The organism is Endozoicomonas sp. ALD040 (assembly GCF_049275945.1).
In the GTDB taxonomy this organism is placed as follows: domain Bacteria; phylum Pseudomonadota; class Gammaproteobacteria; order Pseudomonadales; family Endozoicomonadaceae; genus Endozoicomonas_A.
The window spans coordinates 3,025,465-3,049,772 of record NZ_CP184829.1; the positions used below are offsets into that span (position 1 = coordinate 3,025,465).

The window sequence follows — 24,308 nt, forward strand, 5'->3', positions numbered from 1 at the left end:
AGAATGGGCAAAAACAGTTCTGCTCTGAAAAATAAAGGAACATCATTGGTCAATCCCGTTATTTGTAGTAGAAACAGAGAATAGTCAAGTGTGTCAGAATTGCTATAAGTACCTGGCCAGTTGGTTTCGCATATTCTGGCGAGTGGATTTTTTCATCCTTCAAGGCGCAACGACGGGCGCGTAGCCATAGCTACGCAACCAGAGTTGGAACGCAGAAGGGTGGAAAAAGCCGCCGTCCAGAATATGCGAAACCAACTGGTTAGGTACTTATTACGGTTTGTACAGAGAGCGTCTGCAAAGAGGGCAGGTTGTTATCCCACTTTTAATCATTGCATCGCCGCAATCACGATGTACTTTGTGGGAGCAATGCAGTATCACGCAGCCGGAGAAGGCATCTTCCAGGCAGATGCAGCACTCGTCGTGGCCTGAGTTTTTCCGGCATTTGTGATTGTCTTGATACCTTTTATCCAGGCAGACATTACAAACATCACAGTGAAAGCACTTATCCTTGAATTTTCGGCAAATGCCGCATTTATCACAGTGGAACGGTTTTTTTTCTAAATTGGTGAAGTGTTTGCATTTTGCACAGAAATAGTCCGACATCATCTGGTTGCATCCCGGGCACGTCTGGGAGTCTTCCGTAATGTCCCCCTCGTAGTTACAGATAGAACACTTTAGCTTTATTGCTTTATCAGCCCGGAGATCTTTAACCTCGCAATAATCACTCATGTTATGGCAGATATGGCAGGGGAAATACCCGGCACAGCAACCAAAGTTTACACGGCATAACCTATGGTAATGACCGCACAAAGGCTTTCGGTTTTCTTGCACAGATGTCTTTAGCTGCCCGTTCGGTGGGTTTGTTTCCTCATTATGGTTGCTCGACTGCTGGTTAGAAGCAGAACACTCTTTGCCATTACTCTGCATCGCCGGGCTGGCCGCTGCCTTCCGTTGTCTTTCTATCTGTCTTATCCGTTGTCTTTTTTTCTCTCTTTTTTCATCAGCGTGTCTTTTCAGCTCGACGAGATGGGAATCATTGATCGGATATGGACTTAAGACGTTTTGATTTCTCCTCGACACTTCCAAATCGGATCGTTCCTGTGTCCCATTGGTCTGATGATTATGATGTGCACGTCCTGTCTGGAGTCGCTTTTGGGAAGAGGGATTTTGCTGATCAGAAAGGGCTGGAGGTTTAGGCCTGGCTCCCTGCTGTAAGTATCTATTAGCACTTAAGTCAGTAGAACTGACGGTGGACCCGGAGGCACTTTGGTTGCTATCAATTTGCTGGATGAAATCGGCGAATTTATTTGCATTGCTTGCAGTTGTGCAGTTGAAGGTATTACCACTGTGATTGATTACAGGCTTTATAGAAAGCACTTGTTGTGAGTGAGTAAGCGCCCGCCACATCAGCTCATTTGAAAGGCGTTCTAATTCATCGCGCGATGGGTGCTGTTTAAGTCGTAAAAAAGCGTTGCGAAAAGAGATGGAGAATGTCAATGATTTTGCAAAAAACATAATATCACAGATCATGACTGAATCTGGTATTTTCTCTAACAGGTCACGAATCGATTCAATTGGGTTTGAATAGAGCAGTAACAAATGAACCAGGTACTCGGTAAAACAACATTTTTCAAATTGTCCTAAGGGCGGCTGCTGGTCAGATTGATTGACCCTGTGGATGATATCCAGAACAATCTTGTACAAAATCGTCAGGTTGTTGTTGACAGCTTCGGGCAATGTCCGGTGAGGTGAAATGATCGGTTGGAGTTCAGACAGAATGTTAAAATCATCCAAAGTCCTTGTTTGCTCACTGGTAGCTTCTATTAGCTGCTCGATAAACCGGTTACGCGTTGAGTTCTCATAGAAAGAACGCTGCAGTTCCAATATCGCCTCAAGAGGCGTGGCAGTGTTGCCTTCGGTGTTTGTGCCTTTTGTTTCCAGCACCTGCAAACGCTGAGGCATGTCCAGCTCATCCAGTATTTGCCTCAGCTTAAAAACGGCATCGGGATCGTTGCTTGCAATGAGGGCTATGAGTTGGTTGGCAATTATCTGAAGGTCTTGAGTCCTGGTGTTTTTTGCACTTTTTTTACCGTTGTCGTCTTTTCTGTTATTACCCTCTTCACTGCCATCATTGCCTTCTTTGGTTGAATGGCTCTTCTCATCTTCAGGTTCACCTTTTTTTTCTTTTTGATGGTCGTTATTTTCGTCCTTTGGTGCTTTATCATTTGCCTTGCCTGATGGTTCTCCATCTCCATTACCTGCCTTTAAGCCGCCAGCATGATCTGTCTTCAAGACAGTGAACTCAAGAAATCGCTTCAAACAGCCAAGCTGCGACTGAAGGCTTTCGCTGGCCGGGCAAGAAGTGGTGGCACGCTGGAAGAGGGTGTTCCAGAAATTAACATCGGTCAGTTGATCAGTGCTCAGGAAGTCAAGCCAGCCAACGGGTATAACGGCTTCACTGGAGGAGCCATCTGCGTTAACGCGTGTCATTTTCAAACGCGCCGGGTATGGCTGTTTCTCAAAAGAGCTGGAGTCCTTGCCCTTAGACATTAGCCAGTTGCTGACGGGTTTCAGGACAACCAGATCTATGTCGAATAATCCTGATGGTCTCCCACCTCCTCCCCATGGTGGAGGGGGCGAGTAAAAGAAGCCTCCATTGCCGCCACCGGAAAAATCTGCGTTGCCAGCCAGTCTGTCTCCCGTCATTGTCAGTGTGCTATTTCGGGTTTGGCCGACTTCCAGCCCAGGGTCAGTCATCCTGTCGGGGTAAACCAGAAGGGTTAGTGGGTTAGCATGGGATTTGCCGCTCAGGAGTTGGTGGATGGCGACAGAAGCCAACTCCGGTTTGTCTGCCGTCCTGGATTTCAAGCGTACAAGCAGGCTGTTTTCAGAGGCACGTTTTGAGACATCCTGGAAGACGGATGTTTGCTCCTTTGCGGCTATTACCAGCTGATAGCAATAGTTACTCAAGTGGTTGTTGACCAATAGTGCGATACTGTTCCAATCTGCTGACACCACGGGTGCCTTAAAGCAAAGGGTGCTGTTTTGGTCATCGAAATCTTCCGGAAGCAGCAAACTCATTCGCCACTGACTCATACCCTGAGGATCTGTGCCATTATTGATTTCAATCCGAGCTCTGCGCCCATCGGGATAGTGTCGTTCAATGATGGTGGAGGAATGGCACAACTGCACAGTCATCATAGTCATTAAGAAAAGTGCAAATGCCATGAAAAAACGGTAAAAATGCATTCAAACCTTTCCAAATAACTTGTGTTAATAACACCAGCACCAACTTTCTGGTCTGATAGAAAAAGTCAGGACAATCTGTGCTGACTTTCTGCAATTGAAAAATAGAGGAACATTATTGACCGGTCTTATTATTCGCAGAACAAATAGAGAATAGACAAGAATTTCTGAATTGCTAAATGGGTTACTTGCTTATAAACATGAAGCGATCACGACGGTGATTATTAAATCCGGTCAGACGGTTAATTATTGTTTTCATCCAACGGACTGTATAGAGGGTATCTGCAAACAGGGCAGGTTCTTATCTCGTTTTGAATCATTGCAATGGCGCACTCATGATGAACTATGTGGGAGCAGGGGAGTACTTTGCCACCGCGGAAGACATCTTCCATGCAGATGCCGCAGTCATCGTGGCCTGCGTTTTCCCGGCATTTGTGAACGTCTTGTAAACAGGTATTGCAAACATCACAGTGATAGCTTCCATCCTTTTCTACTCGGCAAATGCCGCATTTATCGCAGTGGTATGGTTCTTTTTCCGTATCGGTAAAGTGTTTGCATATTGCACAGAAATATTGCGACATTTGCTCGTTACAGTTTGGACATGTCTGGGAGTTCTCCGTAATCGTCCCTTCATATCCACATACAGAACATAGAAGCCATGTTGCATCAACAGCCCTGCAATCTGTCACTTTGCATTTATCGCTCTCGTTATGACATTTGTGGCAGGGGAAATACAAACCACAGCACTTAAAATTCACACGGCAGAGCCTGTTGTAATGTTCGCACAATCGCTCTCGGGTTTTTTGAACCCGTGTCGTTAATTCTGCACCCGACGGGGTTGCCTCCTCATTATGTAGGTGGGAACCAGGCGCCTGCCTTATCAGTTCATTTGAGAGGCCTTCTAATTCATGGAACGATGGGTGCTGTTCAAGTTGTATAAGGATAGCGTGAAAAGGAGTGGAGAATGTTAATGATTGTGCAGAATTCATAATATCATGTCTGATAACTGAATCTGACATTTTCCCTAACAGCTCACGAATGGATTCAACTGGGTTTGAATAAAGCAGGAGTAATTGAACGAAGTACTCAGTAAAGCAAGATTTTTCAAAGTGACCTATTGATGGCTGTTGGTCAGATTGATTGAATCTGTTGATGAAGTCCTGAACAATCTTATACAAAATCATCAGGTTATTGTCGTTTGCTTCGGGCATTGACCGGTCAGTTGCAATGATCGGTTGGAGTTCAGACAGAATGTTAAAATCATCCAGAGTCCTTGTTTGGTCGCTCGTAGCTTCTATCAACTGCTCGATAAACCGGTTGCGCGTTGAGTTCTCATAGAAAGAACGCTGCAGTTTCAATATTGCCTCAAGAGGCGTGACAGTATTGCCACTGGTGTTTGTGCTTTTTGTTTCGAGAACCTGCAAACGCTGAGGCATGTTCAGCTCATCCAGTATTTGCCTTAGCATAAAAACAGCATCGGGATCGTCGCTTTCAATGTGGGCTACGAGTTGGTTGGCAATTAGCTGAAGGTCTTGAGTCCAGGTGTTTTTTGCACTTTCTTTTCCATTGCCGTCTTTTCTGTTATTACCCTCTTCGCTGCCATAATTGCTTTCTCCCGGTGAGTCGCTCCCCTTATCTCCAGGTTCACCTTTTTTTTCTTTTTGGTGGTCGTTACTTTCGTCCTTTGGAGCTTTATCTGATACCTTGCCTGATGGTTCTCCACCACCATTACCTGCCTTTAAGCCCTCTCTATGAGAAGTAGTATGGGGTTTCAGCGATTGATTGGTGGTGATAAAAGCCGACTCTGGTCTGTCTTCCGTCGTGAGTTTTAAACGAACCAGTGTGCCGTTTTCAGAGGCATGTTTTGAGACATCCTGAAAGACATGTGTTTGCTTCTCTGTCAGCTGGTAGCAATAGTCACCCGGGTCGTTCGTGGTCAATAGCGGGATACTGTTCGAACCTGCTGGCACCACAGGTGCCATAAAACAAAGGCTGCTTTTTCGGTTATTGAAGCCTTCCGGAAGCAGCAAACTGACTTGCCACAGACTCGCCCGCTGCAGATCTGTATCATCATTGATTTCAATCCGAACCCTGTGTCCATCGTGATTGTTTTGGTCAATAATGGTTGCACAATAGCACAACGGCAGGACCGCCAGAGCCAGTAGTAAAAGAACAAATGCCAGGAAGAAACGGTAAAAACGCATTCAAATCTTTCTAAACAACGGGTGTTAATAATACCAACCCGGCCCTTCTTGTCTGACGGAAAACGCCGGAACAATCTGTGCTGACTTTCTGCTCTGGAAAAAGAAAGGGACGCTATTGACTGATGTTGGTAGAACAGACAGAGAATAGACAAGAACTTCAGAATTGCCAGACGGGGTACTTTCCGTGAATCGCAGAGCCTTAAACGCACTCACTCGCTCGAATCAGGATAATTGTACGGTTCATTGCCTTAATCACGAGTCACTGCAAGGTCGAAGCGGATGAAAGTGAAACTCACCTCCTACTGTTATATGATGTAAAAGCTATTGAAGCCCCCGAAATGACCCCTACTATAACCCGTTCAGGGAAAGCTTTAACGAAAGAATTATTAGACACAGCCAAAGCCATGACACTAGCCCCGAATGCAGCCCCAGCAGCAGTTGAATAAACTCTGGGGACACCAGTAGCAGCCCCGAGAGCCCCGATAACACCTGTTGGAATAGACACGGCAGGATTCAAAATACTGGTAATATATGAAACTGAGAAAGCTTCAGACTTTAACTTAATTGCGGAAACAGCAACGTAAATGCAGCAAAACCTGAGATAAAACGAAGCAGTTTTGGTAAAGATTGGGGTAGCTTTTTTCAAAACATTTACAGTTCGATCATATAACGGGAGATCGTTTATCTGTGTTATTTCGTCATCAGTTAATTCTTTTCTACACATCGGGCAGTTCTTTTGGTCAGAACTTTCCATCCATACCCGTACGCACGATTTACCAAAAGCATGTCCGCATGTTAGTTTGAAGGGACTGCAATCTACTGAATCGTGGCATATTGCACATCTAACACCTTCGGTAGCATTCATATGAAAACCTCACTGTTTTAACATTTGACACCTGTATCTGGTTTTGGTTCCCTGCGGGTAACGGGAGGTTGGTCGCGAGCTATATTTCCCGCAAAAATGCAAAAGAACCATCGTTATCGATATTGCATGGACAGAGGGCTTGGTGAATGATGAACAGATGTGCTTACCAAAGGTTCTGTCATGGGTTTCCTGCAACAGGATATTGATGCTTTTCTCGATTATCTGAAGTTTGAAAAAAATAGCTCTGTTCACACCTGCTCGGCCTATCAGAGAGATCTGGGTAAATTACTGAAGCAGGCCGAAGTGCTTGGAATCACTCAGTGGCAAAAGCTTGAAGAACGTCAGCTCCGGACATGGCTGGCAGAGTTGCATGGCCAGGGCCTTGGGCAGAAGAGTCTGCATCGCCTGCTTTCATCCGTTCGCAGTTTTTATCGTTACCTTAACCGGCAGGGAAAGGTTGCGGATAACCCTGCCCAGAGAGTCACTGCACCCAAGGTGGGCAGAAAGTTACCTGTCACCATGGATGCCGATCAACTCACCAGGCTGCTTGATCAGGAGGATGATGACCCATTAGTGATCAGGGATCTGGCTATCCTGGAACTGTTCTATTCTTCGGGGCTGCGCCTCTCGGAACTGGTTGGCTTGAATCTCAATAGTTTCCAGGATGATTACAGGCAGGTGATCGTATTGGGCAAGGGCAAAAAAGAACGCTGGCTGCCGGTGGGTCGAAAGGCGCGTGAAGCTATAAAAAAATGGCTGTCCGTCAGAGTTATTTTTCCGGAAAAAAATGCACAGGCCCTGTTTCTCTCAAAGCAGGGTAATCGTATCAGTGCCCGTCAGGTGCAAAACCGTGTGAGTCAGCTATCCAGAGACAGGGGTCTCTCAGGGCGTATGCATCCTCACCTGCTGAGACACTCTTTCGCCAGTCATTTGCTGGAGTCCAGTGGCGATCTCAGGGCGGTTCAGGAGCTGTTGGGGCACAGTGATATTGCCACTACCCAGATATATACCCATCTTGATTTTCAACATCTGGCCGACGTATATGATAAGGCTCATCCGAGAGCACAGAGAGTCAGTAAGACGTCCTCTGTTAATGAACCGTCTGATAGGGAAGAGAGAGTTACCGAAGATCAGGAGCCTTCAGCAATAAAAGAACCCAAAAGGAAAAAATAATGATAAAGCTGATCACTTTCGATCTGGATGACACGCTCTGGGAAAACATGCCGGTACTGATTCGGGCAGAACAGAAAGCCTGGAAAAAACTCTGTGAGTACTGGCCAGCAACCCACGATAGAATGAACCCCAAGCAAGTGTTTGAGTATCGGGTCAAACTCCTGGAGGATCATCCGCAGCTCAAATATCAGATTACGGAACTGCGCCGGTTTTCTCTGCAGAAGATTCTGCAAGACTGCGATTGCCCGGAATCAAGAGCGGAAGAAATTGCCGGTGACTTGATGCGGGAGTTTATGGAGTGGCGTCATGATGTGAAGTGTTTTCCCGAAGTTCAGCCAGTCCTTTCTCATCTGTCAGCAGACTATACGCTGGCTGCGGTCACCAATGGCAATGTCGATGTTGGGAAATTGTCGGTCAGTGAGTTTTTTGACTTTGCTCTCAAGGCAGAGGATTACAACAGTCTGAAACCAGAGCCGACTCTGTTCCTGAAAGCCATGGAGCGTGCCGGTGTGACTCCCGATGAGACCCTTCATGTGGGAGATTGCCTGAAAGCCGATGTTGCTGGTGCCGGAGCACTGGGAATTGGAACCGTCTGGTTTAATCCTGCTGACAAGGCGTTCAATGGCGACCGCAGACCTGATTACGAGATACGATCGCTAACCGGTCTGCTCAGGGTTTTGGACAAGGATCTTCAGCCAGAATATTAAGGCTTCGCCTGACTGACCGGGTAATTAATTCCATCTATCACAAATTCATGGACAGCACGACAGTGCTGTCCTTCGGAATTTTTTGTCAGGTATCTATGGATTCCTAATATATATTTCACTGAACTGTATTTTTTTTGGATACCAGGAACCTGATAATGAAACTTAACTATGCAGCTTGCATAATACTACTTCTGTCTTTTACTTATTTACACGCCGATGAAGTGGAAAAGCAGATAATAGGCACTTGGCTTATCAGAGATAATTTACCCTTTAATAGATATATAACTTATCATCCACCTTGTCAGTTTGGAGGGTCGGCATTGTTCAATATTAGAGGATGTGGTGAATGCTTTAGCGAGGATGTATTATACGGCAGATATGATGTGGTTGTAGAAATGCCAATGCTCAGTAGTAAAGCAATAGCTTTCAGTGGTTTATGGTTCTTTCCCAGAGACTCACAGGAAAAAATGATTCTTGATATTAAGAGCAAAAACGTTGATTTAGATCGTCATAGAGTCAGAAAAGAAATTTTAGACCCAGCTCAAGGTTTATCTCTTACCAGAGTTGTACAAGTCGATGCTAACGAATTTATCTACGAAGAATACAATCCAGATAGCAAGGGATTTGACAAATTCAAAACTGTTAAACTTCCGGGTCAGTCAATGGAGCAGATAAAGCAACTACCGCATCTCGAAGATATCCGACTGACTTTTTTGAGGCCTGACAGGCAGAGCGGTTGGCCTCAGAACGGTTCGTCCTCTGCCCATCGGTGATTCAGCATGCAGTTTCTGGTGGATGGAATGTTTTTCAGGCATCTCTGGAACTTAATCCATATTCCGTTGGTCTATATGTTTTTGGATAGGAGAAACCTGATAATGAAAATTAACTATGCAGCTTGCATAATACTACTTCTGTCTTTTACTTATTTACACGCCGATGAAGTGGAAAACGAGATAATAGGTACTTGGCTTTCTGAAGATGATTTACCTTTTAACGAATATATTACTTACCACCCACCTCAGCGCTATAAAGGTCCGGTAAAGTTCATTATTACAGGGTATGGTGAACACTACAGTGAGGATATATTGTACGGTAGATATGATACGGTTATAGAAATCCCGGAACAGAATCTTAAATTAATAGCTTATTCTGGTGTATGGTTTTCCCCTGAAGACACGGGGGAAAGGTTGATCTTCGATCTTAGACATATTTCCCCCAAAGACACCTGGGAAAGATTGGAATTCGATTTTAAATATAAAGACGTTGATCTAAATGACTTTAAATCGAAAGCCAATATTATTAACCCGAAAGGTGGTTTGGATATTACCAAAGTTATTAAAGTTGATGGTAACGAATTTGTCTATGAAGTATTCAATCCAGAAAATAATGCATTCGACAGATTCAACGCCGTTAAAGTTCCGGTGCAGTCACCGGAACAGATAGGGAAATTACGGTATTACGATGAATTTTGATTGTTTTATCTGATGCCTGTCAGGCAGGGCAGCTGACCTGAAGCTGCTTTGCCCTCTGCTCATCAGAGATTCAGCATGTAGTCTTTAGCTTCTGGAATGTTTTTCAGATCGCCATGGGCCTCGAGAAATCGGGCAAAACGGTCATAGCGCCCTGTGTCTCTGGCCGAGGGTCTGAGAGCAAAGCGTGACACCGTATCAAACCATGCCCGTTGGTTAAGCTCGTTATCCAGCTTTTTGGGACTGTAATCCCTGAAAATTTCCCAGGAGGCTTGCGGATTGTTGACAATAAACTGGGTGCCCAGTTCGATGGCTCGCAGGAATTTCCTGATCACCTGCTTGTCATGCTTCTTGCTGTTGGCAATAAAAATCAGCTCGTCGTAGGGAGGGATACCATTTTCTTCGTAATAGAACATCTTGCCCTGTCGACCTTCGATGGCCAGCTGGTTCAGCTCAAAGTTCCGGTAAGCACCCATAATTGCATCAACACGGCCTGACATCAGGGAAGAAGAGAGGTTCCAGCCAACATTCACCATCTTGATGTCTTTTGAAGAAAACCCGTAAGGTTTGAACAGCGTATCCAGAAAAGCGTTCTCATTGCCGCCAATATTCAGGCCAATGGTTTTCCCTTTCATGTCTTTCAGGGATTGGATCGGCCCATCTTCCAGAACAATCAGTCCATCCAGAGGTGTCGCAACCAGGGTGCCCGCCCAGGCCAGAGGCAGGCCGTTGGCGACGCCGCGAGTCAGGCTGGGTTGATAATAGACGGCGAGGTCAACATCACCGGCGGCAACCAGCTTGGGAGGCAGGTTAGGATCAGCAGGCTCCTGTATATTTACTTTCAACCCCTGATCCCTGAAGTAGCCGTTTTGCCGGGCAATCACGATAGGCCCATGATCTGGATTGACGAACCACTCCAGCATCAGGTTCAGCTCTTTAACAGGTTGGGCAAATGAAAGTGAGCTGGCCAACAGAAGCGACAGCAGAACAGACACTTTTCTGAATAGTTTTTGTGCGAGCAAAATTATGAGTCCTCAGCAGAGTCAGGTGGCAGGTTGCCAGGGGATAAGTTTTTTCAGAGCCAGATCGGTCATGAAGTAAAGACCGACAGAGCAGATAGCCAGTACCGTCAGCGCTGCGAACATCTGGTCTACCCACAGGCGCGCATTGGCTTGCAACATGAGGTAGCCCAACCCGGCGCTGGAGCCAACCCATTCACCGACTACAGCTCCTATGGGAGCCACGACAACCGCAACCCTCAAGCCGGAGGCGAGGGCAGGAAGGGCTGCCGGCCAGCGGATATGACGCAGTGTGGAAAAACGGTTCCCGCCCATGGTCTTTGCCATGTCCAGCCAGCCCTGATGAGTGTGGCGCAAGCCGTCATAGCAGCAGGTGGCTACCGGGAAGAAAATCACCAGAATGGTCATGACTACTTTGGAAGCCAGGCCGTAGCCAAACCAGAGCATCAGTATGGGAGCCAGTGCAAAGACCGGAACCGCCTGGGTAATGAGCAGCAGTGGTAGAAGCCATGGTCGAAGTGTTACGAAATAAACCAGAATCATAGCCAGCAGGATGCCCGACAGAACCCCCAGAACCAGACCCAGCAGCATCTCTGTCAGGGTGACGAGTGTGTGTTCCCACAGCAAAGAGGCATTGTCGTACATACTGCTCAGCACTGCCAGCGGACCCGGTAATATATAGTTCGGCATAGAAAACAGTACGACAATGGCTTCCCAAATGACTAACAGGCCGAGAACTACCAGAAAAGGCTTGAGCAGCGGCATCCAGAATTTCATTTATGCTCTTCCTCATGTCTCAGTCGTTCCAGCAGTTCACCCTGCAGGCTCAGCAAGGTTCTGTTTGCCAATGATCTGGGTGGGGTACCGGGTGGCATAATGGCTTCGGTTAATTTTGCGGGGTGTCCCTGAAGGTGATAAATACGATGGCCCAGCCTCAGGGCTTCCAGAGGGTCATGGGTGATCAACAGTACCGTTCGATGAGCCAGTAGCTCACAGGCAAGGTCCTGAAGATTCAGTCGGGTGATGGCGTCCAGGGCGCCGAAGGGCTCGTCCATTAATACCAGGGGGCGATTTTCCATCAGGGTTCTGGCCAGGGCAACGCGCTGTCGCTGTCCACCGGAAAGGTTCTGGGGTAATTCGTCAGACTTATCCACAAGGCCAACCTGCTCGAGAATATGTCTGGCTCTTGCCATTTCTTCGGCAGGGACTTTTGTTCGTCTAAAGAAAGAGCCTCTGAGCCGTTCACCCAGCGTAATATTGTCAATGACTGAGAACCAGGGCAGCAGCAGATCCTGCTGGGCCATCCAGGCAATGCGACCTTCAAGGGAAAAGCCATCCTGGCAGAGCACAGTGCCGGCTGTGGTTAAGACATTTTTTTGGGGGGTAGAGGGCTGGCCTGTGGATAAACCGGCAATCAACCGCAACAGGCTGGTCTTGCCAACCCCGCTGCCACCGAGCAGACAGGTCCACTCGCCTCCTGCGAGAGTCAGGTCAAGACCATTAAAAATAACCTTTTCACCATAAGCCAGAGCAGCATTTTTTACTAAAACATCAAACATTCAGACCGGATCACCAGATGTTGTAAAAGTGGTGAACAGGTCCGCTACCCTGACCGATGTTCAGCTGATCGGCATGGGCAATGGCCTGGGCAATGTACTTTTTGGCCTCCGGAATGGCTTCACTCATGGAGTAGCCACGAGCCAGCAATGCGGTGATCGCTGAGGAGAGTGTGCAGCCTGTGCCGTGGGTATTAGCGGTTTTTATCCAGTTGGACTCCAGTCGGTGCAAAGAACTCCCGTCGTGATAAAAATCAGTGGCCTTATCATCGCTATTGCCAGCACTCAGGTGACCACCTTTAAGAAGAACTGCCCGGGAGCCAAGCGCCAGCAATGGCTCAATCATATCGATCATCTGATCCGGATTTTTGGGCACCGGGCAGTCAAGAAGCACCGCAGCTTCATGTAGATTAGGGGTGATCAGACTGGCTTTGGGAATCAGTAATTGCCTGAGAGTCTCAATAGCGCTCTGGTGCAGCAGAACGTCACCACTGGTAGCCACCATCACAGGGTCAAGCACAAGATAGGCCGGGCGGTAGTGAGCCAGACTATCCGCTACCGTTGTGATAACGTCTGGCTGGCTCAACATGCCCACTTTAACGGCCTTGATAGCCAGGTCGGAAAAGACTGAATCCAGTTGTTGGCGGATAAAGGTAGGCTCAACGTCAAAAATACCCTGCACGCCCTGAGTATTCTGGGCGGTCAGAGCGGTAATAACACTGCAGCCGTAGGCACCCAATGCTGAAAAGGCTTTCAGGTCTGCCTGTATACCGGCGCCACCACCACTGTCCGATCCGGCAATGGTAAGGGCAATTGGTGTTTCATTAGTCATCGTTCGGTTTACTTCTTCGAACTGACGTAGAAAAGGTATCTGAAGAACGGTGCCGGGGAAATCCTGTCGGGGATAGCGAGCCCGTTCAATCGTCGGTTTCCTACGCCAGTATAATCCGGTTCAGGTTCAATGGGTCTCTCTCAGTCCGGAAAACATTCATTCCGAACACCCCAACCAACGGTGCGAGTCTATTTTGTTTCTGTAACTATGTCTAATCCTCAAAAGGTCGGTTAAATCCCGGTTCAGATTAACGCTGGCATTTTTTACAGTAACAGGTACTGCGATTACCCAGGCGGATCTCTACTATAGGTGTTGAACAGTGCACGCAGGCTTCTCCCTTGCGTCCATAGACGGCTAGTTCCTGCTTGAAGTAACCGGGCTTGCCGTCGCCTCCGACAAAATCCCTCAGTGTTGTTCCACCCTGTTTAACGGCTTTTGCCAGAGTCTCTTTGATGCTTTCGGTCAGTCGCTCGTAACGGGCTTTGGAAATTTTTCCGCAGGGCCTGTCAGGCCGGATGCCTGCTTTGAACAGGGCTTCATTGGCGTAAATATTCCCGACCCCAACAACAACATGGCTGTCCATGATGAACGTTTTTACCGGCTGTTTTTTCCCCCTGGATTTGAGATAAAGCCTCTGGGCTGTAAATTCATCACCGAGTGGCTCCGGGCCGAGTTTGCTTAACAAGTCATGTTTCATAACATCGTCGTCGATCCACAGAACCGCTCCGAACCTTCTTGGGTCGGTGTATCTCAGCCTTATCCCGTGACTGAAAACCAGATCGACATGATCATGCTTTCGGGCTTCCTGCGGTTCTTTCAGTATGCGCAGGCTTCCGGACATCCCCAGGTGAACCAATAAGGTTCCGGCGTCGGTTTTGATCAGGAGATACTTCGCCCGTCGGGTGACTGCACGGATAACCTGCCCGGACAAATGCTGTTGCAAATGTTCCGGAACCGGCCAGCGCAGTTGTGGATTGCGAACAATAACATCCGATACGGTGTGACCAATAATATGAGGTGCAATACCTCTTCGGGTCGTTTCAACTTCAGGTAATTCAGGCATCCGCCGACAGTAGCAAATATGTCATCAAAAGGCGATGTAACCGGCTAAAGGAAATAGGTAAAAATCCCGCGCAGGGCCCCAAAAAGTCACGGCAAATTAGCCATATCAAATGTTGTTATGTGACTGGTAAGATGGTTTAACTTTTACCCCGATTCAGTATTGGTAAAAGCACATCAGAACAGTGAGTAAAAATGACAGCCAGCCCAACGTTATACCAACGATATTCCAAGGAACTTAAAGAGCTTATTTATTTATCTGCCCCGATTCTGGGTGCGCAGCTGGCAACTACCGGTATGGGCTTTGTGGATACCAGTATGGCGGGTCAATACTCTGCAGAAGATCTGGCAGCGGTGGCTATTGGCTCCAGTATCTGGGTTCCGATTTATCTGTTAATCAGAGGTATCCTGATGGCGACAACACCGACTGTCGCCCATCTGTTTGGTGCCCTAAAAATTGACCAGATTGCTTCACCGGTTCGTCAGGCCATGTGGCTGTCTCTGGTGTTAAGTGTGGTCGGTATGGTGTTGATGATCAATGCCATGCCATTGCTCAATGTTCTGGAAGTCAATGCCGAAATGGCTGCCAGGACGGATGCTTATCTGGATGCATTGGCCTGGGGTGTGCCCGGGATCTGTTTATATCAAACCATGGTCAGCTATTGCGAAGGGCGCTCCATTACCAAGCCGGCCATGCTTATCAGCTTTGTCGGTTTGCTGATCAATATTCCGCTTAATTATGTGTTGATTTATGGCAAGTTCGGCTTTCCGGAAATGGGTAGCGTAGGTTGTGGCTATGCAACAGCCATCTGTTTCTGGGTGATGTGCCTGTTGATGTTCTGCTACACCCGGTTTAATCAAAAGCATACAGAAGTGAATCTGTTCGACCGTTTTGAATCGCCCGACATGGGGCGAATAGCTGCTCACCTGAAACTCGGCGTTCCCATCGGTCTGGCCATCTTTTTTGAAGCCAGTATCTTTTCGGCGGTCGCTCTGGTTATTGGCAAACTGGGCGCAGTGACCGTCGCGGGTCACCAGATTGCATTGAATCTCGCCAGCATGGCCTTTATGGTGCCGTTGAGTCTATCCATGGGAATCACCATACGGGTCGGTCAGGCTCTTGGGGCTGGTGATCCTCAGGCCGCGAGGTTCTCGGGGTATTCGGGTATCGTAGCGACCCTGCTGACAGCCACCCTGATTGCTGCTGTTATGTGGGCGTTTGCCGATGCTCTGACATCGCTTTATACCCGGGATACTGCGGTTAAAGCTTTGGCTGCCCAGCTGTTGATCTTTGCTGCACTGTTCCAGTACGCCGATGGTATTCAGGTCGCTTCCAATGGTGCATTAAGGGGTTACAAAGACACCCGGGTACCTATGATCATTATTCTGATTGCCTGCTGGGGTATAGCTCTGCCACTGGGTTATACGCTGGGACTGACGGATTTTATCGCCGATGAACCTATGGGTCCCCATGGTCTCTGGATCGGATTAGTGCTGGCACTGACGCTTTCTGCTGTATTCCTGCTGCTGCGTTTCAGATCGCTGAGCAAGAGAGCCATTGTGACGTAATCGTTTGCCATGAATATTGATTGAAAAATGTGCAATCTGAGTGTCAGAAAGGGCCGACGAATGTCGGCTCTTGTCAGTATCCGGTGCCTTGAGAGCTATATGGACAATGTCTCAATTTTACCAATCAGTGCACACCTGTTCTGTCAGGGTTGGCAGTGTGATGCCGGATGAGATAAAACCAATAAGAATAAGTACGACACATCATGAGAATGTCTCTATTTGGGCAGACTTATCAGGGGTTTGCTATTATCAGTCGGTGCATGCGTAGTCTTGGCTGCTCAGAATCAAGCTGACGAATTCTGATCCAATCGAAAACACGAGAGCAAGGCTCTTACTCCCCAGACTTTCAGTGCATGGTTAAAGTGACTTTTGTTGTTCACTTGTACTTTGATTCTATAAAAAAGTCGCTTGACGTTTTTTACTCTTTCCCTGCATCCGTTTCACTGAACAATGAAAAAAGAGTTATTTATGAAACCCCTCATGCATAGGCTTTTTTTCACGCTGCTTTTATTGTCCACAATTACCCTCAATGTTCGTGCCGATACCTGTCCCGGGAACACGCAAGCTGATTTCAGCTCTGGCATGATGAAAGGTGCTGGCGAATTAACGACAGATATCTTTGAGGCTGCTCATCCCGATGTCCTGATGTGCATGCCTTCCGACACTCGAGCCGATGCTGGCGATTTGATTGGTAAGGTCATCCCCGGAACTGAACCTGATTCGTTTGTCTGTGCATACCCGCGACTACTTGGTGTTGTCGTCCAGGACACACAGTACACCGCTAACTTCGATTGGCTCGATGCAAACTATGAGCAGCTTGCCACCTGGCTTACTTCATTTGCCCATATTGAAAAAAACGACAATGGTTATTATTACGTATCCAGGAGCTATTACGTATTCAAAAACAGAAATCAGAACGCAGGTCACCTGGACATCTGTGTGCAGTCTACCGTTGGCAAAGGATTTGAATTTGGATATGAAACGCTATCGGATAATGGTGAGAACTCATGTGGGTTGTTTGTTGGTGCCTTGTATTTCTCGCCCTTCTTCCGACCAGCTTTGAACGACCAGAGCGAGAGTGATGAAGGTAGCAATGAGGGTAGCAATGAAGTTAGCTATGCAGCTAACGATGAAGACGATTTTTGCTCCAAATGCGAGAGCCCATCGTTCCATGGTGACTGCCCCAGATGTACATGCACTGTTGAACAGTTTTCTCCTGCTTGCCATTTATGTAATGGTGATGGCTGCAATCCTTTTCGTTGCTCTATTTTTACAACCTGGGATTCTTGCCCTTCAGGTTCCACCTTCTATGAAAATATCCTCTGCTTCGGTTTGAGCTGCCCAAAAAAACCTGTTTGTAGTAGGAAGCGCTGTCACAAGAAATCAGAATAGTCTTCTCGTCCGGTTAAAAATATTCAAGCTTCAGACGCCCCTGATTATGGAGCTTGAATGTGTTTAACCGGACAGCAGTGCCGCCTGTGGTTGAGATGCCTGCCTTGCCTCTTCTATAATGCCGCCTTCCCGTTTCCAGTAAAGTGCCCATTGCCACTTCGTGAGGCCTATGAGTGACCCCATGACAAAGACCAAAGTATTAACCGGTATTACCACCACAGGCACGCCGCATCTGGGCAATTATGTGGGTGCTATCCGTCCTGCGATTGAAGAAAGCCGTGACGAAAACATTCAGTCCTACCTTTTTCTGGCGGATTACCATGCCCTGATCAAGGGGCGTGACCCCAAGCGTATTCACCAGTCCGGGCTGGAAATTGCCGCGACATGGCTGGCTTTGGGTCTGGATACCGATCGTGTCACTTTTTATCGTCAGTCTGATATTCCGGAAATTATGGAACTGAACTGGATTGTCGGTTGCATGACCGCCAAAGGTCTGATGAATCGTGCTCATGCCTATAAAGCAGCTACCCAGAGCAATCAGGAAGCGGGCGAGTCTGACCCGGACAAGGGCGTGCTGATGGGGTTGTTCAATTACCCGATCCTGATGGCGGCGGATATCCTGATGTTCAATGCCAACCGTGTTCCAGTGGGTCGTGATCAGGTTCAGCATCTGGAAATGGCCAGGGATATTGCCGGTCGAATGAACCACCACTACAAAACCAGGTTTGTGCTGCCAGAAGCCGTGGTGGGTGAAAACACTGCGGTTCTCAATGGTCTTGACGGTCGCAAGATGAGCAAGAGCTACGACAACACCATCCCGTTGTTTGTGCCAGAGAAAAAGCTGCTCAAGCTGATCCGCAAGATCAAAACCAACTCTCTGGAGCCCGGTGAACCTAAAGACCCGCAAACCTGCACTCTGTTTCAGATCTTTTCAGCCTTTGCGACGGAACAGGAGGTGGCTGAAAAACGGCAGCAGTACGAAGCCGGTGCTGGCTGGGGTGACCTGAAAAATGAACTCTTTGAATACATCAACAATGTACTCAGGGAGCCTCGTGAACGCTATAACGCGTTGATGGCTGACCCGGCATTTATTGAAGCTGAGTTGCAAAAAGGTGCAGAAAAAGCCCGTGCTGAAGCAGTGCCGTTCCTGCAGGATATTCGCAATAAGGTGGGTATCCGTCCTTTTGCCTGATTTTTTTCCCACGCCAGACATTTGCTTTCTTAAGAGCGTCCTTTCAACAGACGCTTCTTATCTGACAATAAAGAATGACAAAGCTATGCTCTTATGAAACTTTCATGTTCAGGAGCCTGCCCGAGATTGGTGCCCGAAGACACTTTTTAACGTCTTATCAGTGCAGCGCGGCATTGCTGAAACAGTCTCGTCGGGCCGGGGAGCACGGTTAATGCCTTACGCTTTGTTGTCTTTTATCTTCATATTATTTGCGATGCTTGTCGCCTGGTTCAATCGAAGATGGGGCATCGTTTTGTTCAGCATTTCTCTCGTTCTGATTGCATTGATTTTTATGCATCATATTTCTGAGCACCTGGAAATTTATCTATAGACACCTGTCGGAGATCGGTCATGAACTCTCGCAGTGAGATCAATGATTTTGTGAAATTTGCCAGTGTTTTTGAATTGACAATCACCTGCCTTCTTCTGGTTGTCGCTTTCTGGTTTCAATTTGTGATGGGGGAGTTACCCTGCCCTCTCTGTATATTGCAGCGGCAGGGAATACTAATCATTGCCTCAGGGTTTCTGCTCAATATGAGGTATCATATTCGACCTGGTCATTACAGTCTGTCGCTGCTGGCAGCCGTCTTGACGAGCTTTATTTCTCTTAGGCAAATTGCACTGCATGTGACAACACCTCAAGGATATGGTGAAGCTATCCTGGGGCTGCATATGTATACCTGGTTGTATATTCTGTGCTCTGCTTTAATCGTGTACATCGCACTGGTCATAGGCTACTCCAGACAATTTGAATTGTATGCATACAGGAACGAGGTTTCAGAAGCGAGAGACCCAAGAATTCGAAGGTTTTCCCATTTGGCCTTTGCGTTTCTAGTGTTTCTGGTTGTTGCCAATATCGTTTCAGTCTTCTTTGAGTGTGGCCTTGAGCAGTGCCCGGACAATCCGCTGCGTTATATGTTTTATGGATGGCTCTGACCATGAGACGCATTGCTGCCGTGCTCAGGATAAACATCCGGAGTGACAAACACCCGGGTAGTAAATGACAGGTCACGATAAGGTGGATTGGGATAGATCAGTTCTACAAAGCTGGCTTTCCAACCTTTTTCGGGAGCTTTTAACGCAACATCGGCCCGACAGCTTTTATGGCAATGGAATTTGAGTGTTTCGGATTTAAACCGGGTGACTGTGGGGTTGTCAGGGCTGGTTCGGAAATCTTTGGTTTCAGGATTTTCTGCAGTCCAGAGTTTCATGGCTTTGGGGGGCATTGAGGCTTCCACTTTCAGGTTTTGCTTAGAGACATCCCAGTTGATCCTGGGCATGGGACGATCTTCAATGGTGGCTCCGTAAAAGGATTCGATGGTTTCACTGACCAGTGTTTGATCCATTCTGAGAATGTAATGCCGCAGGTCAGGAAGAAATCTCAACCATTTTTCGCCTTTCAGATCATTAAAGTAATAGCGGCTGGAATCGGGTAAGAAAAAATCATCGCCCGTGGCATTGATGATGTATTTTGGCATGGCCAGCTGAGGAAGGTAGGAATAGGGGTCGATCACTTCCATTAACTGAGTCAGAGGTTGGGTACCGAGTGTGTGCATCAGAGAATAATAGTCTTTGATAGCCGGAGCCCAGCCCTGGTAGCTATTGAAATGGTGGCGCATACTGTCTTGCAGGTTAAGCACATCAATGACCATGGGTATAATGGCGGAGACCCTTTTGTCCATTGCTGCAGTCAGCCAGACTGTCCAGCCTCGTTTTGACCCCCCGGCTAATACAAAACGGTCAATTTTTATATGTTTTTCTTTCATCAGTGCCTGAACTGTATCCATGGCTCTGACGGAAGCCTTGACCATGGGCAGTCGGAGTGGCCAGTTATAGTTTTTCTTCGGGTTATCGAGGAATTTTTGCCAGGTATAGGCAATCAGAGCATCCTCCTTCAGTGGTTTTTTGTCTCCAAATTGCAGGAACTGGTTTGGAATATCTTTCAGGTCAACGACGACTGACCGTGTTCTGGCAGCTATATGGGAAAAATGCAGGGCATCGGTGAACCTCTTGTTGTTATCGGGCTGACCTTCAGGCCAGTGGATGATGCCGCCGTTGATATTGAGCAGCGCTGTGTCGGCGCTGACCTTTTCCGGTACATAAACCATGACCCGGTGCTCCCAGACGGGGTCAGAGACTTTGTCCTGCTCGCCAACAGTCCAGCGCAGAGACTTCATATTGACAGGGTATACTTTGACCTTCAGCACTTTTCCATCCAGCTCAACGCGCTCTTCAGTTGCTGGTGAAACACTCCACTGATAATTCTTATCTTTCTGCTTCAGGTAGCAGGGCAGCACGTCATGAAAGTGCTTACCCAGGTAAGAAGGGGTACAGTTTCCGGGAGAGACTTTCAGGTGATCTCTGGCATGAACCTGATGCCTCAGAATCAGAAGACAGAAGCAGAGCAATGTCAGTAAGCCGAACCGAGATCTGGGGATGAATTCTTTTGCCATTTTGTTACTCTTGTTTTGCAAGTTTCCTGGTCGTCCTGAAGGGTGTTAAATCATGGTTTCTTACTCTAAAGGTGCTGTTAACATGAAGTCTTTCAGCCTTGATTCATGATCTCTTTGAAACCTCGCCTTGGTATTACCGCTAACAAATTTCTTGCAGGCTTCTGATCCAAGATCCAGGCAGGCCGGAACCCTTTTTTGATATCGAGACTGACCTTCACTCTTTAACCAGAGGCTCTGACCAGGCAGAAAACTGAACTCCAGGCTGTTGCGTGCGAACTCAACAATCTGGTCAAAGGACAGGAGAAAACTTTCGCCGGTCTGATCAGGGCTGAAGCCGTGGACGGCCTCAACGAACTGACTGGTCAAATCGACTTTCAGAATACCCGGATAGTCAGTAGCCAGCGTCACTGCAATATTACTATTGACATAAACAGGAAAGGGGTGACCGCTCCTGGGCCCGGTAGCGCTCAATCGCTGGTTACTGGTGAATGGAATTTCAACAGCAATGTCATGATCCAGCATGGTTTTGAGCAGTTCGGCACTGCAGTTGGCGTATTCTTCATTACCGGAGCCGGATTGCTTCAGACAGTTCTGTGCCATGAGGCTTATTCCGTGGCCTACACGCTTGGGCTTAACGATTTGAATAGCATCTGCCATGGCGGTTCGATAGTAAAAATCCTCAACTGTGGCCCTGGCCATTTCTCCTGCGTTAAGGCTGATACGCTCTTTCACCAGAGGGTATTGTTTGTGGTTTTTCAGAAAACTCAGCATTTTCATATGACTGGGGTAATCATTCAGTGCCGTATCACTATTTTCAGATCCGCTTATGTTAATGCCCAGCACCTGAGGGTTGCTGCCGGAGAGACTCAATTGAGCCAGTTCAAAGGCAAAGATCATCTGGGCGTAAACCTGGGGCAGGGGTTCGGTCCGGTGAACCTGGTGCAGAAACCGGACGCTAACAGAACAGGCAGGGTGAGAGTGACTGTGGGAGCAGTTCAAATGGTCGTCAGAAGCTTTCAAGGCGTTGGCTATCTTTCCGGCAGCGGTCTTTAACTGGGTATGAAAATCTGACTGGGAACTCAGTTTGGCACGAAAGTCTTCCAGACTCTGGGTGCTGTCAGGGTTTGGTGTGGGAAGGTGAGTGATAAGGGAAAATAACTTATCAGGTCCGTTCGCTTCATCGAAGTAGACAGTAGATTCAATGTAGGAAAGTCCATCAACAGCGGCCTTTTTTCGTATATATGAAATGAAACGGGCATCTATCCCATCGAACAGGGCTTTAAGGGTGGGAAAGTAGTTGAAGAAAAGCTTGTTACGAACTTCGACAGGATCGTGACTGTCAGGAAGTGATAGCTGCCTGATCAGAGCTGCATGGTTTTCTTCATTATCGACATACTTCTTCACGGACTGGGTGCAGCAGTCACACGGAGCCATGTGATGGTTTTTGTACATGCAGAACCCACGTTCTATCGCAATATCAATGATTTCTTTGGGTTCGATGGCCCCCATGAGGTGATGGTGGAGATTACCGCCTTTTGGCAGTTTATTCATAAACATCTGGAGCAGTGGACGGTTGTTACGAATACTCTCCAGGTAGTCACTGGTCCGCTGATGCCCTCTGGTTAACTCGGAAATCTCAAAGTCAGAGGCTGAAAAACTGCTGTTGGCCGTCAGGATCAGTATCACCAGAGCGGCTCGAACAAGAATATTGGAATGCATAATTTAACGATGCTGAGTGCAGAGGATATCAGTATAGATATATTTTGTGTGATCATTCTAATGTGGATTATTTCTGTTGTTAGTCGTATGTGCATCCTTTTCGTGATTAACCACCATGAAGCAGAGAAAAGAGTTACTATAGTCAAGCAGTTAATCTTTAAAGGTTTTGCTTATGTCATTGAAAACTCCTGCTTTACTCCTGCTGGCTCTGTTTATGAGTGGTTGCTCCACGCTGGGCTGGAAAGCGGGGGATATGGCCAAGATCCAGTTTGATCTCAATGAACTCAACAGGGAGGGTCTGCGTGGTAAAGATGACAGCTTGACGGCAGTGTCCTATGAATTCTGTATTCCTGACAATATCGAGTATGTTGATCAGGTTATGGCGATTGATCCAACGCTGGTTGTTTACCGGGTTTCGCCGGGAAAAATACAGTGCCGCTCAGGCGAGTATCTGGCCGTCGGTGACACCCATCAGCAGGATTACTATGAAGTTCTGAAAAAACTCACAGAGCTGGAGTACGTTAAGCGTATTCAGGAAGCGACATTTGAGTAAGTGTAAAGAGCCCCGTTTGGCTGATCAGGTAGCAACAGAAAAAGGCAACCTTCTGGTCAGAAATCCATTGTTGCGACTCTTGTATCAGGGGTTGGCAGTACTTTGCATTGTGCTCGGCATTATAGGTGCTGTGTTGCCTCTGATGCCAACGACGGTGTTTCTGTTGATGGCATTGTGGCTCAGCGTTCGCTCTTCACCAAAATTGAATCAGTGGCTGCTGGGGCACCCAAGGTTCGGTCCGGTCCTGAAAGAATATCTGCATGACAGGGCACTCTCACCCAAAATAGGGTATCGGGCTCTGGCATTATTATGGCTGGGCATAGGGATTTCAGTCTGGCTGGTTCCCCAGGTTGTTCTGAAAATATTGCTGGGACTGATTGCACTGGCGGTGAGCAGTTATCTGTGGGTACTAATGCGCAGATACCAAAAACAGTGAGTCAATAGCACACTGATCTTTGTAATCATGCCACGGGCAAGAATAAGGGAGCAGGTCGTTTTGATATTCATTTTCCAGGCTCTGACTATAGTGAAGAAAAGGTATTAAGTCAGGGCATCATCATGGATTTGAGAAAACTTTTGCTGGGCGTCGGCATTTTATTGATTCCGGTTACAGGGTACGCGAAGCCAATTTACAAATGTCAGGTAAATGGCGCTGTGGTTTTTACAGAAGAAAAGTGCGACAGCAATGCCAAACCTATTGAACTTAAGGGGTTGGCGGCACCCCTTGAGCCATTTGATATGGATAAACTGCGGGGAATGGACGAAAAGGCCCGCGCCCGGATGATCGAAGATCGTATTGCTCTGAGACAAAAGCGCATTCGGACCTACCGTGATCGCATGCAGAGCGAGCTGAAACAGCTGCAGGCCAAAATCAATAAAAAGACCCCTCAGAATAAAAGCCAGCCCCGAAACAGTGTTAAGGAAAAAGACATCAATACTCAATCGAAGTCTATTGCAAACAGTGTTGATCAGAAGACCAAAGGAACCTTGTCTGATCAGATGAATGCGGTGGTAGCCCGTTATAAAACTCTGATTGAAGCGGAACAGTTTCAAATTGAACTGTTGCTGCAGGAGCTCAGGGTTAGCCAGATGATGCACCAGAACACCTCACAGAATAATTGATTTATAAATTCCGGGTGCCGGATTCATTTCATCACGCAGGATGCAATGAGGAAGTTGTGGAAGCCCGAAAGGCTGCGTTATCAGCTCTGGCCATTGGGCTTTGTTAGAGTGCCTATCGTTATTGTTATGAACTTTTCTT

At 47.4% G+C, this 24,308-nt stretch carries 22 protein-coding genes, 1 pseudogene and 1 riboswitch; of the genes and pseudogenes, 12 read left to right on the forward strand and 11 right to left on the reverse strand.

What is annotated here, in order from left to right:
* Positions 1 to 270: 270 nt before the first annotated feature.
* From ACOJUN_RS10745 to ACOJUN_RS10760, 4 genes and pseudogenes are all read right to left on the reverse strand, one after another.
* The gene (locus ACOJUN_RS10745; RefSeq protein WP_422136626.1) at positions 271 to 3,249 is read right to left on the reverse strand and encodes a CHY zinc finger protein; all 2,979 of its coding nucleotides are present in this window, start codon (positions 3,247 to 3,249) and stop codon (positions 271 to 273) included.
* 239 nt (positions 3,250 to 3,488) lie between these two features.
* Positions 3,489 to 5,450, reverse strand: a complete 1,962-nt coding sequence (locus ACOJUN_RS10750; protein ID WP_422136627.1) for an RING finger and CHY zinc finger domain-containing protein — start codon at positions 5,448 to 5,450, stop codon at positions 3,489 to 3,491.
* Between the two features lie 292 nt (positions 5,451 to 5,742).
* Positions 5,743 to 6,174, reverse strand: a complete 432-nt coding sequence (locus tag ACOJUN_RS10755) for a hypothetical protein (RefSeq protein WP_422137151.1) — start codon at positions 6,172 to 6,174, stop codon at positions 5,743 to 5,745.
* 3 nt (positions 6,175 to 6,177) lie between these two features.
* Positions 6,178 to 6,315 (reverse strand): annotated as a pseudogene (locus ACOJUN_RS10760) (RING finger domain-containing protein); the annotation flags it as partial.
* A gap of 159 nt (positions 6,316 to 6,474) precedes the next feature.
* On the opposite strand from ACOJUN_RS10760, the gene xerC reads away from it, so the two are divergent.
* The 4 genes from xerC to ACOJUN_RS10780 all read left to right on the forward strand — a co-directional run bounded on the left by xerC (position 6,475) and on the right by ACOJUN_RS10780 (position 9,667).
* Positions 6,475 to 7,488: a tyrosine recombinase XerC gene (gene xerC / locus ACOJUN_RS10765; RefSeq protein WP_422136628.1), complete on the forward strand. Its 1,014-nt coding sequence runs from the start codon at positions 6,475 to 6,477 to the stop codon at positions 7,486 to 7,488.
* Positions 7,488 to 8,195: an HAD family hydrolase gene (locus ACOJUN_RS10770; protein WP_422136629.1), complete on the forward strand. Its 708-nt coding sequence runs from the start codon at positions 7,488 to 7,490 to the stop codon at positions 8,193 to 8,195. Before xerC ends, ACOJUN_RS10770 begins: the two co-directional genes overlap by 1 nt.
* A 155-nt stretch (positions 8,196 to 8,350) precedes the next feature.
* Entirely contained in the window at positions 8,351 to 8,968 is a 618-nt protein-coding gene (locus ACOJUN_RS10775; protein WP_422136630.1) for a hypothetical protein, read from the forward strand.
* A 102-nt stretch (positions 8,969 to 9,070) separates the two neighbouring features.
* Entirely contained in the window at positions 9,071 to 9,667 is a 597-nt protein-coding gene (locus ACOJUN_RS10780; RefSeq protein ID WP_422136631.1) for a hypothetical protein, read from the forward strand.
* A 62-nt stretch (positions 9,668 to 9,729) separates the two neighbouring features.
* On the opposite strand, the gene ACOJUN_RS10785 is transcribed toward ACOJUN_RS10780, so the two are convergent.
* The 5 genes from ACOJUN_RS10785 to mutM form a co-directional block, all read right to left on the reverse strand.
* Entirely contained in the window at positions 9,730 to 10,686 is a 957-nt protein-coding gene (locus ACOJUN_RS10785; protein WP_422136632.1) for an ABC transporter substrate-binding protein, read from the reverse strand.
* Positions 10,687 to 10,707: 21 nt separating this feature from the next.
* Complete coding sequence (locus ACOJUN_RS10790; protein WP_422136633.1) at positions 10,708 to 11,460, reverse strand: ABC transporter permease; 753 nt, start codon at positions 11,458 to 11,460, stop codon at positions 10,708 to 10,710.
* Positions 11,457 to 12,242 (reverse strand): ABC transporter ATP-binding protein, encoded by a 786-nt coding sequence (locus ACOJUN_RS10795; RefSeq protein WP_422136634.1) that lies wholly within the window; start codon positions 12,240 to 12,242, stop codon positions 11,457 to 11,459. Before ACOJUN_RS10795 ends, ACOJUN_RS10790 begins: the two co-directional genes overlap by 4 nt.
* A 10-nt stretch (positions 12,243 to 12,252) precedes the next feature.
* A complete protein-coding gene (gene thiD / locus ACOJUN_RS10800) occupies positions 12,253 to 13,071 on the reverse strand; it encodes a bifunctional hydroxymethylpyrimidine kinase/phosphomethylpyrimidine kinase (RefSeq protein ID WP_422136635.1) in 819 nt (272 codons plus the stop codon).
* An 80-nt stretch (positions 13,072 to 13,151) separates the two neighbouring features.
* A riboswitch (TPP riboswitch) is annotated at positions 13,152 to 13,254 on the reverse strand.
* 64 nt (positions 13,255 to 13,318) lie between these two features.
* Positions 13,319 to 14,134, reverse strand: coding sequence for a bifunctional DNA-formamidopyrimidine glycosylase/DNA-(apurinic or apyrimidinic site) lyase (gene mutM / locus ACOJUN_RS10805; protein WP_422136636.1), 816 nt, complete (start codon positions 14,132 to 14,134; stop codon positions 13,319 to 13,321).
* A gap of 191 nt (positions 14,135 to 14,325) precedes the next feature.
* Between mutM and ACOJUN_RS10810 the strand changes: the two genes are divergently transcribed.
* The 5 genes from ACOJUN_RS10810 to ACOJUN_RS10830 all read left to right on the forward strand — a co-directional run bounded on the left by ACOJUN_RS10810 (position 14,326) and on the right by ACOJUN_RS10830 (position 19,258).
* Positions 14,326 to 15,699 (forward strand): MATE family efflux transporter, encoded by a 1,374-nt coding sequence (locus ACOJUN_RS10810; RefSeq protein ID WP_422136637.1) that lies wholly within the window; start codon positions 14,326 to 14,328, stop codon positions 15,697 to 15,699.
* A 582-nt stretch (positions 15,700 to 16,281) separates the two neighbouring features.
* Positions 16,282 to 17,091 carry a hypothetical protein gene (locus tag ACOJUN_RS10815; RefSeq protein WP_422136638.1) on the forward strand — a complete coding sequence of 270 codons (810 nt, stop codon included), beginning with the start codon at positions 16,282 to 16,284 and terminating at the stop codon, positions 17,089 to 17,091.
* 181 nt (positions 17,092 to 17,272) lie between these two features.
* Entirely contained in the window at positions 17,273 to 18,283 is a 1,011-nt protein-coding gene (locus ACOJUN_RS10820) for a tryptophan--tRNA ligase (RefSeq protein ID WP_422136639.1), read from the forward strand.
* 211 nt (positions 18,284 to 18,494) lie between these two features.
* Positions 18,495 to 18,653: a DUF5993 family protein gene (locus tag ACOJUN_RS10825; protein ID WP_422136640.1), complete on the forward strand. Its 159-nt coding sequence runs from the start codon at positions 18,495 to 18,497 to the stop codon at positions 18,651 to 18,653.
* A gap of 20 nt (positions 18,654 to 18,673) precedes the next feature.
* Positions 18,674 to 19,258 (forward strand): disulfide bond formation protein B, encoded by a 585-nt coding sequence (locus tag ACOJUN_RS10830; protein ID WP_422136641.1) that lies wholly within the window; start codon positions 18,674 to 18,676, stop codon positions 19,256 to 19,258.
* On the opposite strand, the gene ACOJUN_RS10835 is transcribed toward ACOJUN_RS10830, so the two are convergent.
* On the reverse strand, positions 19,243 to 20,775 hold the full coding sequence (locus ACOJUN_RS10835; RefSeq protein WP_422136642.1) for a PhoPQ-activated pathogenicity-related family protein: 1,533 nt from the start codon (positions 20,773 to 20,775) through the stop codon (positions 19,243 to 19,245). The two genes, ACOJUN_RS10830 and ACOJUN_RS10835, sit on opposite strands and share 16 nt — an antisense overlap.
* 60 nt (positions 20,776 to 20,835) lie before the next feature.
* Positions 20,836 to 22,494, reverse strand: coding sequence for a hypothetical protein (locus ACOJUN_RS10840; protein ID WP_422136643.1), 1,659 nt, complete (start codon positions 22,492 to 22,494; stop codon positions 20,836 to 20,838).
* Positions 22,495 to 22,666: 172 nt separating this feature from the next.
* Between ACOJUN_RS10840 and ACOJUN_RS10845 the strand changes: the two genes are divergently transcribed.
* From ACOJUN_RS10845 to ACOJUN_RS10855, 3 genes are all read left to right on the forward strand, one after another.
* The gene (locus tag ACOJUN_RS10845; protein WP_422136644.1) at positions 22,667 to 23,047 is read left to right on the forward strand and encodes a hypothetical protein; all 381 of its coding nucleotides are present in this window, start codon (positions 22,667 to 22,669) and stop codon (positions 23,045 to 23,047) included.
* Entirely contained in the window at positions 23,040 to 23,483 is a 444-nt protein-coding gene (locus tag ACOJUN_RS10850; protein ID WP_422136645.1) for a YbaN family protein, read from the forward strand. The genes ACOJUN_RS10845 and ACOJUN_RS10850 overlap by 8 nt, the downstream gene beginning before the upstream one ends.
* Positions 23,484 to 23,605: 122 nt before the next feature.
* On the forward strand, positions 23,606 to 24,169 hold the full coding sequence (locus ACOJUN_RS10855; RefSeq protein ID WP_422136646.1) for a hypothetical protein: 564 nt from the start codon (positions 23,606 to 23,608) through the stop codon (positions 24,167 to 24,169).
* Positions 24,170 to 24,308 lie beyond the last annotated feature (139 nt).

Coding starts and splice junctions, on each gene's coding strand:
- ACOJUN_RS10795 (WP_422136634.1), bottom strand. CDS start 12,242: ATGTTTGATGTTTTAGTAAAAAATGCTGCTCTGGCTTATGGTGAAAAG.
- ACOJUN_RS10845 (WP_422136644.1), top strand. CDS start 22,667: ATGTCATTGAAAACTCCTGCTTTACTCCTGCTGGCTCTGTTTATGAGT.
- mutM (WP_422136636.1), bottom strand. CDS start 14,134: ATGCCTGAATTACCTGAAGTTGAAACGACCCGAAGAGGTATTGCACCT.
- ACOJUN_RS10770 (WP_422136629.1), top strand. CDS start 7,488: ATGATAAAGCTGATCACTTTCGATCTGGATGACACGCTCTGGGAAAAC.
- ACOJUN_RS10820 (WP_422136639.1), top strand. CDS start 17,273: ATGACAAAGACCAAAGTATTAACCGGTATTACCACCACAGGCACGCCG.
- ACOJUN_RS10840 (WP_422136643.1), bottom strand. CDS start 22,494: ATGCATTCCAATATTCTTGTTCGAGCCGCTCTGGTGATACTGATCCTG.
- ACOJUN_RS10755 (WP_422137151.1), bottom strand. CDS start 6,174: ATGTGTAGAAAAGAATTAACTGATGACGAAATAACACAGATAAACGAT.
- ACOJUN_RS10745 (WP_422136626.1), bottom strand. CDS start 3,249: ATGCATTTTTACCGTTTTTTCATGGCATTTGCACTTTTCTTAATGACT.
- ACOJUN_RS10835 (WP_422136642.1), bottom strand. CDS start 20,775: ATGGCAAAAGAATTCATCCCCAGATCTCGGTTCGGCTTACTGACATTG.
- ACOJUN_RS10815 (WP_422136638.1), top strand. CDS start 16,282: ATGATGAAAGGTGCTGGCGAATTAACGACAGATATCTTTGAGGCTGCT.
- ACOJUN_RS10750 (WP_422136627.1), bottom strand. CDS start 5,450: ATGCGTTTTTACCGTTTCTTCCTGGCATTTGTTCTTTTACTACTGGCT.
- thiD (WP_422136635.1), bottom strand. CDS start 13,071: ATGACTAATGAAACACCAATTGCCCTTACCATTGCCGGATCGGACAGT.
- ACOJUN_RS10830 (WP_422136641.1), top strand. CDS start 18,674: ATGAACTCTCGCAGTGAGATCAATGATTTTGTGAAATTTGCCAGTGTT.
- ACOJUN_RS10790 (WP_422136633.1), bottom strand. CDS start 11,460: ATGAAATTCTGGATGCCGCTGCTCAAGCCTTTTCTGGTAGTTCTCGGC.
- ACOJUN_RS10780 (WP_422136631.1), top strand. CDS start 9,071: ATGAAAATTAACTATGCAGCTTGCATAATACTACTTCTGTCTTTTACT.
- ACOJUN_RS10825 (WP_422136640.1), top strand. CDS start 18,495: ATGCCTTACGCTTTGTTGTCTTTTATCTTCATATTATTTGCGATGCTT.
- ACOJUN_RS10810 (WP_422136637.1), top strand. CDS start 14,326: ATGACAGCCAGCCCAACGTTATACCAACGATATTCCAAGGAACTTAAA.
- ACOJUN_RS10855 (WP_422136646.1), top strand. CDS start 23,606: ATGGATTTGAGAAAACTTTTGCTGGGCGTCGGCATTTTATTGATTCCG.
- ACOJUN_RS10775 (WP_422136630.1), top strand. CDS start 8,351: ATGAAACTTAACTATGCAGCTTGCATAATACTACTTCTGTCTTTTACT.